General features: G+C 42.9%; 15 protein-coding genes. 14 read left to right on the top strand and 1 reads right to left on the bottom strand.

Translation table 11 applies throughout. From position 1 onward, the window contains the following. Positions 1 to 31 precede the first annotated feature (31 nt). On the top strand, positions 32 to 649 hold the full coding sequence (gene yihA / locus F2B13_RS16965; RefSeq protein WP_149277489.1) for a ribosome biogenesis GTP-binding protein YihA/YsxC: 618 nt from the start codon (positions 32 to 34) through the stop codon (positions 647 to 649). Here the strand turns inward: yihA and F2B13_RS16960 are convergent. Next, positions 646 to 882 carry a hypothetical protein gene (locus F2B13_RS16960; RefSeq protein ID WP_149277307.1) on the bottom strand — a complete coding sequence of 79 codons (237 nt, stop codon included), beginning with the start codon at positions 880 to 882 and terminating at the stop codon, positions 646 to 648. The genes yihA and F2B13_RS16960 overlap by 4 nt on opposite strands. A gap of 182 nt (positions 883 to 1,064) precedes the next feature. On the opposite strand from F2B13_RS16960, the gene bla reads away from it, so the two are divergent. From bla to F2B13_RS16895, 13 genes are all read left to right on the top strand, one after another. Then, positions 1,065 to 1,838 (top strand): subclass B1 metallo-beta-lactamase, encoded by a 774-nt coding sequence (gene bla / locus F2B13_RS16955; protein ID WP_149277306.1) that lies wholly within the window; start codon positions 1,065 to 1,067, stop codon positions 1,836 to 1,838. Next, positions 1,835 to 2,548, top strand: a complete 714-nt coding sequence (locus F2B13_RS16950; protein WP_149277305.1) for a pirin family protein — start codon at positions 1,835 to 1,837, stop codon at positions 2,546 to 2,548. Before bla ends, F2B13_RS16950 begins: the two co-directional genes overlap by 4 nt. 298 nt (positions 2,549 to 2,846) lie before the next feature. Further along, a complete protein-coding gene (locus F2B13_RS16945) occupies positions 2,847 to 3,953 on the top strand; it encodes a nickel-binding protein (protein ID WP_149277304.1) in 1,107 nt (368 codons plus the stop codon). An 11-nt stretch (positions 3,954 to 3,964) separates the two neighbouring features. Beyond that, positions 3,965 to 5,038, top strand: coding sequence for a nickel-binding protein (locus tag F2B13_RS16940; RefSeq protein ID WP_149277303.1), 1,074 nt, complete (start codon positions 3,965 to 3,967; stop codon positions 5,036 to 5,038). Between the two features lie 16 nt (positions 5,039 to 5,054). Beyond that, positions 5,055 to 6,128 (top strand): helix-turn-helix domain-containing protein, encoded by a 1,074-nt coding sequence (locus F2B13_RS16935; protein ID WP_149277302.1) that lies wholly within the window; start codon positions 5,055 to 5,057, stop codon positions 6,126 to 6,128. 10 nt (positions 6,129 to 6,138) lie between these two features. Next, complete coding sequence (locus F2B13_RS16930) at positions 6,139 to 7,221, top strand: nickel-binding protein (protein ID WP_198439898.1); 1,083 nt, start codon at positions 6,139 to 6,141, stop codon at positions 7,219 to 7,221. A gap of 206 nt (positions 7,222 to 7,427) precedes the next feature. Then, positions 7,428 to 7,646 (top strand): hypothetical protein, encoded by a 219-nt coding sequence (locus F2B13_RS16925; protein WP_149277300.1) that lies wholly within the window; start codon positions 7,428 to 7,430, stop codon positions 7,644 to 7,646. A gap of 407 nt (positions 7,647 to 8,053) precedes the next feature. Next, positions 8,054 to 9,022: a c-type cytochrome gene (locus tag F2B13_RS16920; RefSeq protein WP_149304711.1), complete on the top strand. Its 969-nt coding sequence runs from the start codon at positions 8,054 to 8,056 to the stop codon at positions 9,020 to 9,022. A 25-nt stretch (positions 9,023 to 9,047) separates the two neighbouring features. Further along, positions 9,048 to 9,725 carry a Tat (twin-arginine translocation) pathway signal sequence containing protein gene (locus F2B13_RS16915; RefSeq protein ID WP_149277298.1) on the top strand — a complete coding sequence of 226 codons (678 nt, stop codon included), beginning with the start codon at positions 9,048 to 9,050 and terminating at the stop codon, positions 9,723 to 9,725. A 202-nt stretch (positions 9,726 to 9,927) separates the two neighbouring features. Next, positions 9,928 to 10,341: a DsrE family protein gene (locus tag F2B13_RS16910; RefSeq protein WP_149277297.1), complete on the top strand. Its 414-nt coding sequence runs from the start codon at positions 9,928 to 9,930 to the stop codon at positions 10,339 to 10,341. A 39-nt stretch (positions 10,342 to 10,380) separates the two neighbouring features. Then, positions 10,381 to 11,178, top strand: a complete 798-nt coding sequence (locus F2B13_RS16905; protein WP_149304710.1) for a sulfite exporter TauE/SafE family protein — start codon at positions 10,381 to 10,383, stop codon at positions 11,176 to 11,178. A 219-nt stretch (positions 11,179 to 11,397) separates the two neighbouring features. Further along, positions 11,398 to 12,243: a helix-turn-helix transcriptional regulator gene (locus F2B13_RS16900; protein ID WP_149304709.1), complete on the top strand. Its 846-nt coding sequence runs from the start codon at positions 11,398 to 11,400 to the stop codon at positions 12,241 to 12,243. 323 nt (positions 12,244 to 12,566) lie between these two features. Continuing rightward, the gene (locus tag F2B13_RS16895) at positions 12,567 to 13,763 is read left to right on the top strand and encodes an acyl-CoA dehydrogenase family protein (RefSeq protein ID WP_149304708.1); all 1,197 of its coding nucleotides are present in this window, start codon (positions 12,567 to 12,569) and stop codon (positions 13,761 to 13,763) included. The last annotated feature ends 113 nt before the right edge of the window (positions 13,764 to 13,876 follow it).

Here is a 13,876-nt window from a genome sequence, read left to right as displayed (position 1 = left end):
AATATTAACCCCTATTTGCAACGTACCTAAGGTGAACATCAAATCAGCAAATTTCATTATTAGCAATACCGATGTAAGCAAGTGCCCTAAAGAACCCTTGCCCGAGTACGCGTTTATCGGTCGGTCTAATGTCGGCAAGTCTTCCCTGATCAATATGCTCACCGAACGTAAAAGCCTGGCCAAGACTTCCGGGCGGCCTGGGAAAACACAACTGATCAATCATTTTAAAATCAACGAAAATTGGTTTCTGGTCGATTTGCCGGGTTATGGGTACGCCAAGGTCTCCAAAAAAAGTAGAAAAACATTTCAAAAATACATCACCGACTACTTCGAAAAACGAGAACAATTGGTATGTGCCTTTGTACTCGTGGATATCCGCCACGAACCCCAAAAAATAGATTTGGAGTTTATGGAATGGCTCGGCGAAAATGGCATTCCCTTCTGTATTGTATTTACCAAGGCCGATAAACTTAAACCAAAGGTCATCACGCAAAATACTTCGGCCTATATCACGCAGTTGTTATCAGGTGCTTGGGAAGAGGCTCCCCACTATTTTATTACTTCGTCAGCGCACGGAAGCGGGCGTCAAGAGCTATTGGATTACATCGATACCATCAACCACAGGTTTTTCGAAGCCACAAATCGTTAAGCGGTTTTTCTTTCCTCTATCAATTTTACCAACTCATCAACATTTTTTAAAACATTCAATTCATCCGGATCAATGAACACTTTGAAATCGGTTTTCGATACGACAAGCGCCACAGGAAAGGTCAACTTCATTTTTGGTCTGGAATCGTACTTCGCGTAAAACTCATCTTTATGTAAAAACTCCATATCAAAAGTTGATGTCTGTCTAAATTTTTTCCACCTTGTATTTTCCATAAACCGCCCATAGGTGACACTCGTAGGTACTTTTACTAATCATCTTATGCACCGTGTCTATAAGGGCATTTGATACCCTGAATCTGCGTTATAAATAAAAATAAGTCTATCTCCCCTCCTATTGGATTTTATTCTAAATCTATCGCTACTTTTATAGGGTACATACCATAATGGCCGAACTCATGATCAAAAAAGTTGCTATTCTTTTTATTATCCTCTTTCCACTATTAGGTCAGTCTCAAGAAAGAGAATGGGCTTACAGTTCAGAGACATTAAAAATTATTGCGATATCGGATTACAGTTTTATACATATCTCCTATCTAAATACAGTAGATTTTGGCAAAGTAGCTTGCAATGGCCTAATATATATGAATAATGGCGAAGCTATCGTATTTGACACACCCATTGATATCGAGACCTCCAACGAATTGATCGGTTGGATAACCCAATGTAAAAACCATGAGGTTAGCGCCGTAGTCGTCAACCATTTTCATGACGACTGCGTCGGGGGTTTGGAGGCATTTCATGAAAAAAACATACCTTCATACGCCAACCAAAGAACACTAGAACTGGCCAGAAAAGAAGGCAACCCGGTGCCAGAACAGGGTTTCGCGATGCAAAATGAACTCATGGTTGGTGGCACCTGCGTTATAAACCAGTTTATAGGAGAAGGCCACACCATGGACAACATAGTTAGCTATATTCCCAACGAATCACTTCTATTCGGTGGATGCTTAGTAAAATCCTTAGGGGCATCAAAAGGAAACCTCAGCGACGCGAACGAGTTCGAATGGAGTCGTACCGTTCAAAAGATCAAACAAAAATATCCAGATTTAAAAACGGTAGTTCCCGGCCATGGTAATTACGGGGGCATCGAGTTGTTGGATTATACCGAAGAGTTATTCAAAAGGTCACATACGCGTAAAAGTAAAAAAATAGAAAATCAATCACAATGAAAAAAATATTACATAAAGCCGATACCCGAGGTATTGCCGATCATGGGTGGCTCAAAAGCTATCATTCCTTCAGTTTCGCCCAATACTATAATCCTGAACGGGAAAATTTTGGGGTACTTCGGGTATTGAACGATGACGAGGTTTCACCGGGAATGGGCTTCGGCACACATGGGCATAGCAATATGGAAATTATATCAATTCCCTTAGAGGGAGATCTTGAGCATAAGGACAGCATGGGCAACACCGCTATTATCAGACAAGGAGATATTCAAGCCATGAGTGCCGGTACGGGTGTAAGACACAGTGAAAAGAACAAAAGCAAAGATCAAAAAGTAAAGTTCTTGCAGATTTGGATAATTCCTAATAAAGCGAATGTCGCCCCAAAATACGATCAAATCACTTTGACTAAAACAAGCCTTCAAAATCGATTTCAACAAATCGTTTCGCCCGACCCTGACGATGATGGCGTTTGGATTCACCAAAATGCCTGGTTTCATATGGGAGAATTCGACAATGGAGCCCAAGAAAGCTACACTTTTAAGGAAAACGAGAACGGACTCTACATCTTTCTTTTGGAAGGTCAGTGCAAAGTAGCTGGTCAGTCTTTGCAACGTAGAGATGGCCTTGGCGTATGGCAAACCGATACCCTCGATTTTTCCTTTATGGAAGATTCCAAAATTCTTCTGATGGAAGTGCCCATGGCGAATTAGGCACTTAACGTATTTGGCCATACTCTTGGGATATAATTCTAACACCCGCTGACTCAAATTCCATCTGTATAGTACTTGAAGTTTGGAATTGCTTTCCGCCTACCACTTCTTCATTTTTGGAAAATATCCTTTCGAATTCCTGCTCCTTGAGAAATAAACATAGTAGTGTCTAAAAAGCTGACGTTGAATCATTTCTACTATAATTTGAACTAAAAGTTCGATTTTACTACCGGGTAATCGTTATATTTATGGTATTCCCCCTCCGTAGTGAACCAAAAGTTTTATTAAAGATTAGGTTATGCCAATTTATATGGACTCACATATCGTTCCAGGCGTGGAGGCGAAACATGTGGCGAAGGCCCACAAAAAAGACCTGGGCATACAAGATCAGTTCGGTTGTCGCAATATGACGTATTGGGTCGACGAAAATCGAGGAAGGGTATTTTGCCTGATCGATGCCCCCAATGAACAGGCCGTTAGAGACATGCACAATCATGCTCACGGGCTGGTGCCCCACGAAATTATACAAGTAAACAGCAAAGTTGTTGAAGCTTTTTTAGGTCGGATAAGCGATCCGGAAACCCATACCGTTGTAGAAGGTGAAGACCCAAAAATTTTTAACGACCCCGCATTCAGGGTATTACTGGCCATCAGTATAAAACACAAAGGGCTACTTTATCATGAACTTGGTAGGGAAAGGGCAAGCACGTTATTAACCCTTTTCTATAGTACGGTAAAACAAAAAATTAAGGAATTCGAGGGTAACGAGGTTCAAATAGAAGGGGAGGATATAGTAGTGTCTTTCGCATCGGTATCGATGGGGGTCTATTGCGCCCATGCCATACAGGCAGCACTGCACATAGCTTCGGTGCCCATTGATTTGCGAATGGGGCTTCACGCCGGTCTTCCCGTAGATAACAGTCTTTCAATATTTGGCAGGACCGTTAATCTCGCCCGGTACCTTTGTACCCTTGAAGGCAAGGAGCGCATCGTAATGTCAGCATTGGTCAGTAATTTGAACCCTACGCATTCGAATCAACATCCGATTGAAGGTGCCGATGTAAGAAACCTATCTTCTTCCGAAGAAAAGATTTTGCTGGCGTTGGCCGATGTTTTCGAACAAAAAGGGCAGAATCCAGATTTGGGCATAGCGGATATTACGAACGACCTTGGCATGAGCAAATCGAGACTCTACCGAAAATGTAAGGCAGCTACCGGCAAGTCTATCAATGCACTACTGCGGGAATTTAGATTACGAAAATCCCTCGAGCTTTTAGGGCTAAAAGACCATAACGTATCTCAGGCATCCTTGGAGGCCGGGTTCAATAGTCCCTCTTATTTTATCAAGTGTTTTCAGCAACGTTTTGGTCTTTTGCCGCTGAGTTACTCTAAAACACTAACTTAAAAACTAGTATTATGCCTCTCTACATGGACATCCACAAAGTTGAAGAGAATACCTTCACTGTCGAAGATATCATAAAAGCTCATATGGAGGATTTGCGTGTTGAACAACAATTCGGTGTCAAACAAAAAATGTATTGGGTAAACGAAAAAGATCAAACCGTATTTTGCCTAATGGAGGGCCCGAATCCCGAGGCTTGCAGACTTGTACATGAAACCTCGCACGGAGGTACCGCCTGCAACATTATTGAAGTTTCCGTAGATGAATATAATTTATTTATGGCCAAGGGCACCACCCCGAAGAATGATCTGGCTTACCAAAAAGACGGAAAATTAGATTTGGGTCTTCGCACGATATTGATGATCGACACCTGCGACCTTTCAGGAGGAGCGATCATTTACCAAAGACATTTGAACAGACTTATAGAAAAATATAATGGTTCATCGGTACCCCTTCCCGAAGGTCAGGAAATGGCATCCTTTTCGGTAGCCTTCAATGCCGTTCAATGTGCTGTTGAAATGGCCAGACACCTGGAGGTGATTTCAAACAAACTTGAATTTCGCATTGCCTTGGCCAGTGGAAATCCCGTTGATGAAAAGGGAACGGATATTTTTCAGGAAACCAAGAAAAAATTAAAGATTCTATGTAATATGGGCCTGCACCGCTTTATCTATATTGATGCCCCGACCAAAGAATTGGCTAATAATGAGCGTAAAATGGCTGAGATCGACTACGGTCATATCAAGGTAATTACTTCGGGAAGTTTTCAATTTTGCACCGAACTTTACGAAATGTTACAAACCACCTACAACAATTCTAACCTTAACAGTAGCGACCTTGCGCGAAAATTGGGAATGAGCAAGGCCCAAACCTACCGAAAAATTAAAGCTCTAACAGGTTTATCACCAAACTCCATGATTAGGGAGTATCGCTTGCGGCATTCACTAAAGCAATTAAAGCAAAACGAAAATACGGTGGCAGAGATAGCTTATGGTTTAGGTTTTAATAGTGCAACCTACTTTACAAGAGTATTTAGAAAACGGTATGGACTTTTACCGACGTCTCTTATGAAACTTGCAGGAGCCTGATTTAAATTCTGGAACGATGCCGTTATTTATGGACATACACCATATTGAATCCATACCTTTTACCGAAGAGGATGCCTATCGTGCCCATCTGCGAGACCTTGCGGTACAGAACAAATATGGTCTCGTTTATAAAAAGTACTATCTGAACATAGAGCAGCGAACGATTTGTTGTCTCATGCAAGGTCCTAGCAAAGAATCATGTGTCGCTAGCCACCAAGAATCCCAAGGTATAGGGCCATGCAATTTGGTTGAAGTTTCCCCTGAAACCGAGTTCTACCCCTATCTTGGTGAAGGCTCCAAAAACGATAAGGATTTGGCCCTCACCCTTTCCGGAGAAGTCGATACGGGCTATCGCACGTTGATGCAGATCAACACCACCAGTTTCGGAAAAAATACCGAGAGGGTATTTGCCGATATCGCCCGTTATGTTACCGACTATGACGGCAACGTAGTCGAGCGCCCAGAGCCTGCTGTTCTGGCTTCGTTCATAAAACCACAAAAGGCGATTTCCTGTGCGGTCATTTTGCGAGATTACCTGCGTGCCATTTTTGACCCGGCACTTTTTACGATTGCGGTAGTTACAGGCAAACCTATAGATAAAAAGGGCAATCGCCTTTTTGAGGATACTTTGAACAGGCTAACGACCCTAAAGTATATGGGTCAGAACGGGAAAGTTACCGCCGATGAAGCCTCCGAAACCTCCTACCGGCGTTTCTCTCATATGAAATATTCGCTACAGCACGTCAATGTATTGTCAAGAGATAACGAAATACTCCTGCGCTCGCTCTACGATTCGGTTCATTTGAATTTAGACAATACCGGTTTTAAAACGGAGCACCTCCAAGATGTGGTCGGGGCAAGTAAGGCACAGGCATACCGCAAAATCAAAGGCTTGACCGGGCTATCGCCCAATGAGTTTATAAGGGAGGTGCGTTTACGTCGTTCCGTGGAGGCCTTATCAAAAAATGGAAAGACCGTAGCAGAAATCGCCTACGCCCATGGCTTCAGTAGTCCGACGTATTTCACGCGGGTCTTTAAAGAACGGTTTGGGCACTTGCCAACAGCCATCGTTAAACAATACTTCGCTTAACATTAAGACTATGCCACTCTACATGGATTTGCACCATATCGACCCCGACATCACCCTAGAAGACCTTAACAATGCACATCTAAAAGATATTGAAGTAGAGAAAAAGTATGGTTTAGAACACAAAAAATATTATGTAAACTTTGAAGAGAAAACCGTTTTTTGCCTCATGTACGGTCCAAATAAAGAGGCGATTCACGACAGCCACGCAGAAGTACATGGCGTGGGGCCCTGTAACGTAATCGAGGTATCTTCATTAACTCCTACGTTTGATTTTAATGCGATGATCGGCGAAGGGGGCGGTAAAAATGAATGGGACGTCGCCTTGACCCATACCGGTGAAATCGATACCGGCTTTCGAAGCTTACTGCTTATCTATATGCGTAATTTGTATGGAGAAGAAAAAGAGTTGTCCCAAGCACTGTTCCAAATAATAAGAAAACACGACGGTACGGTAGTCATGCAGCCAGACAGAAAAATTATGGCTTCTTTTCTTCACGCCCAAGATGCCTTTTTATGCCAAAAGTCCGTTGCCAGTTATATGAAAGTGCATAATACCACAGAATACAACTTGGCCTTGGTTACAGGTAAACCTGTTGATGAAACGGGTTCCGTACTTTTTGAAAATGCCTCGGCCCAACTGCGAGCGTTATGTCTTCTGGGAGGTAACCGAAGTGTCTTTGTCGATACCAAGACAAAATCGCTCTTTGAAAAAGGGTTGGATAATGTTTCGGAATCGAATAACACTCAAGAAAAAGAAATGAGTGCCAAAGACCTTAAATTTTTTATGGAGCTTCACACAATAATCAAAGAATACTTAAAAAGCAGCTCGCTCAAAAGTGACTACATAGGAAAGGCCCTAGGTTTCAGTAAGGCCCAAACCTACCGCAAAATAAAAAGCCTTACCGGAATGGCGCCCAATGAACTGATCCGTGAGGTTCGGCTACGACAAGCTTTGGACGAGCTTAAAAATAAGGACAAGACCATTGCAGAAGTGGCCTATTCTTCAGGCTTTAATAGCCCAACTTACTTTACAAGGGTATTTAAAGAAAGGTTCGGATTGCTGCCGACGGGCTTTCAAAAGCAAACTCGTTGAATTTGGGCACAAGTTTTAAAATGCCATGTAACTTTAAGTGTAACATTTAGTCAAGAACTACATTGTCTTTGAACAACCTCGACCCAAACCTGAATCCCACTATACAATAAACCAAAAGCGACCTAATAAATATCGCCCTTCAAGTATTCGGTTCGAGAAACGTAGACTTGCTCTATATTCCCGGCTGGGTTTCCAATATCGACTAGATGTGGTCTTGTCGCGAACAAGTGGATTTCTTACTCGAATTGGGAAGAATAGTCCGGATCATACTCTTTTACAAGCTGGGTACTGGTCTATCGGAAAAGGTGATGGATCTGTCTATTCTTGAGGAGCGCATGGACGACATCAGGGCTTTGATATATCGGTCGGTTCAGAAAAAGCGGTTTTGTTCCGGCATTCAGAAGGTGGGTCTGTTTCCGCCCTAGTTGCAGCCACTTACCCAAATAGGATGGTATCGTTGATTACCTTCTGTATTTTCGCCACAAGACCAAAAACGGTAATGAACCATTTGTTACAGTATTTGGTTCAAAAAGTACAGGCATGGTTCAATTGTTTCATTCTTTGAAACGAAACTGACATTTTTTTACACCTCCGAATTGTAGCTTTATCATATCGATTTCTTTAAAAATAATCGATACATCCCTTTAACAAATTCCCCTAAAAAAAGAAAACCTAAGACGGGTATGCAATGCCCGTAAGGACCGTACTGTCTAAACTTAAAGAGAAAAAAGATTGAATTGATAGTTGAATAAATATGTCAAACCACTTAAATAAAACTGGCCGACGTTCGGCCAAAAGATTTTATTCGAATGTTGTCAAATGTTTTGCCGGTATGGTATCACTTTCTCTGGTGCTTCTGGTTGCCTGCTACAACGTTTTTCAAAAGGATCCTTCCGAAAATAAGGATTTTCTAACCGGCAATACGGATGTCTATAATGTAGCCCAGCTCGATAATTCAAAAAAGAATGAGGAAATAAAATTCGGGCACCGGATTTTTAACAATTCCCCGAAGTATTTAGGACCAGACGAGGAACATCCGAAGAGAACGTTTTCAGGAAACGGTCTCTCATGCAACAACTGTCATCTGCTGTCTGGCACCAAGCCGTTTGCGGCGCCATTGATAGGAATTACAAAGCGATTTCCTCAGTTTAGGGGCCGTGAAAACAAAATGGGCACTATAGAGGAACGGATCAATGGCTGTATGGAACGTAGTATGAACGGTCGTACGATGCCCTCAAAAGGTAAGGAAATGAAGGCCTTGATAGCTTATTTAGAATGGCTGGGAAGAAATGCTCCCGAAGATGGAAAAATTGATGGTCAGGGTTTCGTTAAGATTCGGATTCCCAATAGACCGGTCGATTTGGATAGCGGTAAGTCGGTTTTTAAAAAATATTGCGTCGTCTGCCATGGAGATAACGGCCAAGGCCAAAAATCTAAAGACGGACAAACGTATACCTATCCCCCGCTCTGGGGCGAAGATTCCTATAACAACGGAGCGGGAATGACCCGTGTCATTACAGCGGCACAATTTATCAAGGCCAATATGCCATTCGGCACCACCTATAAAAATCCGGTGCTGACCGACGAGGAGGCCTATGATGTGGCCGGCTTTATCAACCAACAGGCCAGACCGGAAAAGAGCAACCTCAACCTTGATTTTCCGGACCTCAAGAAAAAACCGGTCTCCACCCCCTACCCGCCCTATGTAGATACATTTTCAATCGAACAGCATCGGGTTGGACCATTTCAACCGATTATGGAATACTATAGAAAAACGCACAGTATCGAGAAAACAAAGTAAGTATATAATCTTAAAACATGATATTATGAAAACAACGGAAAGCAGTTCAAGAAGAAAGTTTATGGGGGCCATGCTCATGGGGGCAACGGCAAGTACCCTGACATTATTTACCGATCCGCTCTATGCGAGCATGCCGGCCTTTGATGATAAGGCCATGGGTGATGCCGAGGCCTGGTTCGAGAATATCAAGGGTAAGCACCGTATTGTGTACGATGGTTCGTATCCCCACAAAGGATTTCCAATTATTTGGAACTGGGCCTACTATTACAGCCATAACGAAACGGGTTCTCAAGACAGTGAAATCACGGCCATGACCGTTTTACGTCACGATGCCATTCCGTTTGCCCTAAAAAGCCAACTCTGGGAGAAATATCCATTGGGCGAAATGTTTCACATAAAACAGACAGACGGCAATGTTTATAAAAGGAACCCATATTACGAACCCCAAGAAGGAGATTTTCCGCTGCCGATGATTCAAGGTATCAAAGACATGCAGGCCCGGGGGGCGATGTTCTGTGTATGTAACCTGGCCTTATCGGTTTATAGTGGGGCCGCAGCACAGCAAATGGGGCTCGATCCCAAGGAGACCTACGAAGAATGGGCAGCAGCCGTATTACCGGGTGTGCAGATCGTACCCTCCGGAGTCTGGGCCTTGGGCGAAGCGCAAAAAAAAGGATGTGGTTACATCTTCGCAGGGGAATAATGCGAAGTGGCAATTCGCTACTCGGTGAATCGAACTCTTTGACATTATACCCTGTTCACGATATTGATTTGAAAAGATTTCCTTGCCATGGAAGGGGTATCAAGTCTCCTCCCCTTTCCGGGGAGGGTTTTAGGTAAGGAGGCTTTGAAAGTTAAAAATTTTAATTATTGCCAAAACGGTTAAATCCATAAAAACGAGAAAAATGAAAAACATGATCATAGTACTGGGAATCTGTCTCATGGCATTCCCATTATGGGCCCAACAAGAACCCATAAAAGTGGTTTTTGACGTCACCAGTGGAAATTCTGATGTTCAGCGTTCCGCTGCACGACACCTCCGGTTGATGTCGGAAACCTATCCCGATTCAGAATTTGAAATGGTAATCTACAGTGGGGCCTATGAAATGGTCGATAACAAATCTTCGGCCGCCGGTGAAACCCTTCGTAAAATAATCCAAAATGATAATGTCTCCATCGTGGTCTGCCGAAATACCATGAAAAGGAAGAATAAAACGGAGGCGGATCTTATTCCGGGGGTAACCACGGTCCCAGATGGCATTTATGAGATTGTGATGCGCCAGCAGCAAGGTTGGGGGTACATCAAGGAGGGTAAATGAAGCCATCGGCGTTCTTGCTGTTAAAATTTTCAAACTACAATGGAAGAAATTCAAATTTTAGGGTATGTGGGCGCTTTGGCCGTAGGGCTTATTTTAGGGCTCATGGGGAGCGGGGGATCCCTTATGGCCGTACCCATATTTACCTATCTCTTTCATATAAGTCCGGTAACGACTACCGCCTACTCCTTATTCGTGGTAGGTACTTCGGCATCCATCAGTACATTGAAGAATTTAAAAAAAGGGCTGATCAATGTTCGATTGGCCCTCATCTTTGCCATTCCCGCATTTATAGCGGTATTCTGTGTACGCCGATTTCTGATACCGGTTCTTCCCGATGAACTGATCCGTTGGGGCAACCTTATAGTTTCAAGGGACACGACCATTATGGTGCTGTTCGCATTATTGTTGTTAGCGGCATCCTTCGCGATGATATTCAAACGCATGCCGAAGGTCGGGTTTGAAGGTAGGATAAAATGCAACGCTACGTTTTTATTTTTGGAAGGCGCCTTAGTCGGGGCAATCACCGGTATTGTTGGTATAGGAGGCGGTTTTTTAATTATTCCCGCCCTTGTATTTTTACTGAAACTACCCATGAGGGAAGCTATAGCGACTTCCTTGTTTATTATTGCCCTAAAGTCGTTGATCGGTTTTTTGGGCGACGTCGGAAATCTTCAAATCAACTGGCTCTTTTTGCTAAGCTTCACTTTCCTATCAATTTTTGGGATACTGCTCGGAAGCTATTTTTCGGTATTTGTTAAAGCCGAAAAGCTTAAAAAGAGCTTTGGTTGGTTTGTATTGACCATAGCCCTGTTCGTACTTTATAAAGAGCTATTTTAAAAGGCGGATTCACCTTTATACCTCCCAAAAAATTAATTTTTTGCTTCTTCTGAACTAAAATTTCTAGAATATCCCCTTAAAATCTTGTTTCTGAGCAATTTGTTACATGGTTTGAAACAAAACTTACATTTTTATTTCAAAAGATACCCTAAATTTAAAGTATTGGAATTCAATACGTTCTAAGCTAATTTATTAACAAGTTACAATACCTCAAGAATTTTGTTCGATTCGGATAAAATAAAGCTCGATTATCAATATGGCCTTTTTACCTCAAAAGGTCTTGAAATTACGTTCGCCGTGTTGGATGTAGAAGTTGATGGACTTGCGGAGACTTATTTTCCCCGTAATGGATTTTCGATTTTAAATTTTTTCACCCAAAATTATGCCATTGAATTCCAAAATTATCAAGGCTCCAGAACCATACCCTATAGATTTTATTTGGCAGGACTTTTTACCAATGTTGCTTTGAAAGTGGCCCATACCGGCAAAGGAAAGGGTTATGCTTTCAAAATTCATCCCGTGATTGCACATCACATGCTTAAAACATCCATGAAAAACCTGGTCAACAAGCAAGTTTTGCTATCGAAGTGGCTAACTGATTCGAAGATTCTGGGTCAATTCGAAAATAATGGGACTCTACGATACCATGAGGTCGGTCGTATGAGCATACTTTTTGACATACTGCTTCCCCCAAAAGAAGTGTACCAAAATGACCCGATGTACCATATCGTTAATTTTATAGCCTCAAAAAAAGGAAAGGTCACTATAAATGATATCACCTCTAAATTTCATATCACCGAAAGGACCTTACATCGGAATTTCACTTATAAAGTAGGGATATCCTTTAAATCATATGCCAAAATATGGCAGTTTGAAAACGCCTTAAAACTGATGCAGGTCAATCCGGAAGAATCGCTATCATCGATTGCTTACAAAAGTGGTTATTATGATATGGCCCATCTGGCCAAAGATTTTCAAAATTATATGGATTGTGCCCCCAAATCGTTACGTCACGAAACTTCCCCCATGTTAAAGAGTTATCTTGATACTCAGGCCATTACTTGATTTTGTCCGATTTTTACAGTAATGACCTAGGGTTCATTTAGTAGTTTACAATTGAATGCCGGTTTTGTCAAAATATGTTTGTGTCAAGTCGACCAAGTTCTCCCATTAAACAAATAATCTTGACTAACAAACCATTCGGTCATTACCTATTGCCCAGTTGGGCATGAACGACTGTATAGATTTAATCTAACCTTATATCTCATGGGTCAATAAACATTTTCAAACGCCTATGTTCGGCCTCTTGAAAAAGAACCTAGAAATGCAACGAAGACAATAAATAGGATACCGTACCCGAATTATAGCAACCCAAAAAACAAATAATTATGATATCAGAAGAAACCAAAAGCAAAAAGATCCTTATCGAAGAATTGGAACCCATTTTTGAAAAATGTGGCGAACGGGCTGCCCATTACGATGCTAACAACCTCTTTTTTCAAGAAGATTTCGACGAACTCAAAGCGTCTGGCTATCTGCTGATGGCCGTGCCTGAAGAATTCGGGGGCTATGGCATGAAAATCGATGAGTGCATGAAATTGACCCGCAAATTGGCCTACCATGCCGCACCCACCGCACTCGGCCTTAACATGCACGTGTATTGGACCGGGTTAGTGGCCGACCTCTGGCGGGCCGGAGACACCTCCTTACAATGGGTTTTGGAAGAAGCCGGCAAAGGCAAGGTCTTTGCCGCCGGCCATGGGGAACGCGGCAATGATAGCCCCGGACTTTATTCGACCTGCACCGCAGAAAAAGTAGCGGGCGGTTACAAATTCACGGGACACAAAATGTTCGGAAGCCTGAGCCCAGTATGGGACTATCTCGGTTTTCACGGGCAAGACAATAGCGACCCTGATAATCCCATGATTATCCATGCTTTTATGCCCCGAGATACTGAAAATTATGAGATAAAAAAAACGTGGGACAACGTCTTGGGCATGCGCGCCACACGATCCGACGATACCTTACTTAACGGAGTTTTCATACCAGATGAATATATCGCCCGTAAGGTAGCCGCCGGATTCGCCGGTGTCGATGGGTTCATCTTGGGAATTTTCGCCTGGGCCCTCTTCGGATTTGGGAATGTATACTACGCATTGGCCCAACGAATTTTGGATACGGTACTGGACAAACTTCCGAAGAAAAATTCTATTTCCTTGGGCAGGCCTTCTATGGCCTACCATTGCGGCATACAACGCGATGTGGCGGATATGGTGCTCGAAATCGAAGGTATCGGTCCGCATCTGGATACCATTGTACGCGAATACGCCGAGGGCAAGGATTACGGCGGCGCCTGGGGCGTGAAGATCGTGGCCGCCAAATGCCATGCCGCCGAAGGCTCATGGCGTGTGGCCGATACCGCGATGGACATTATGGGCGGAGCCGGGCTCATTCACAAGGCTGGTTTCGAACGCCTCTTCCGTGATGCCCGATTGGCGAAAATCCATCCAGCAAATACCTATTTCGCCCGCGAAGTCATGGCCAAAGGCATGTTGGGGCTGGACTTAGATGAAAAGCCGAGATAATTTCAGAATGACTCATCAATAACTTAAAAGTACACGGTTATGAATATGGACAAACAAGACATTTCGACCACGATATGGAATCAGCAAGAATGATTATGATAAGGCAAAATTTA

The sequence above is a fragment of the Pareuzebyella sediminis genome (genome assembly GCF_008367235.1).
Taxonomy (GTDB): domain Bacteria; phylum Bacteroidota; class Bacteroidia; order Flavobacteriales; family Flavobacteriaceae; genus Pareuzebyella; species Pareuzebyella sediminis.
This window is presented reverse-complemented; position numbering and strand designations above follow the sequence as displayed.

Bases quoted from the DNA above. Each gene is read 5' to 3' on its own strand.
- F2B13_RS16925 (WP_149277300.1), top strand. From the start codon at position 7,428: ATGTGGTCTTGTCGCGAACAAGTGGATTTCTTACTCGAATTGGGAAGA.
- bla (WP_149277306.1), top strand. From the start codon at position 1,065: ATGATCAAAAAAGTTGCTATTCTTTTTATTATCCTCTTTCCACTATTA.
- F2B13_RS16905 (WP_149304710.1), top strand. From the start codon at position 10,381: ATGGAAGAAATTCAAATTTTAGGGTATGTGGGCGCTTTGGCCGTAGGG.
- F2B13_RS16920 (WP_149304711.1), top strand. From the start codon at position 8,054: ATGGTATCACTTTCTCTGGTGCTTCTGGTTGCCTGCTACAACGTTTTT.
- F2B13_RS16915 (WP_149277298.1), top strand. From the start codon at position 9,048: ATGAAAACAACGGAAAGCAGTTCAAGAAGAAAGTTTATGGGGGCCATG.
- F2B13_RS16945 (WP_149277304.1), top strand. From the start codon at position 2,847: ATGCCAATTTATATGGACTCACATATCGTTCCAGGCGTGGAGGCGAAA.
- F2B13_RS16935 (WP_149277302.1), top strand. From the start codon at position 5,055: ATGCCGTTATTTATGGACATACACCATATTGAATCCATACCTTTTACC.
- F2B13_RS16940 (WP_149277303.1), top strand. From the start codon at position 3,965: ATGCCTCTCTACATGGACATCCACAAAGTTGAAGAGAATACCTTCACT.
- F2B13_RS16960 (WP_149277307.1), bottom strand. From the start codon at position 882: ATGGAAAATACAAGGTGGAAAAAATTTAGACAGACATCAACTTTTGAT.
- F2B13_RS16910 (WP_149277297.1), top strand. From the start codon at position 9,928: ATGAAAAACATGATCATAGTACTGGGAATCTGTCTCATGGCATTCCCA.
- F2B13_RS16930 (WP_198439898.1), top strand. From the start codon at position 6,139: ATGCCACTCTACATGGATTTGCACCATATCGACCCCGACATCACCCTA.
- F2B13_RS16895 (WP_149304708.1), top strand. From the start codon at position 12,567: ATGATATCAGAAGAAACCAAAAGCAAAAAGATCCTTATCGAAGAATTG.
- F2B13_RS16950 (WP_149277305.1), top strand. From the start codon at position 1,835: ATGAAAAAAATATTACATAAAGCCGATACCCGAGGTATTGCCGATCAT.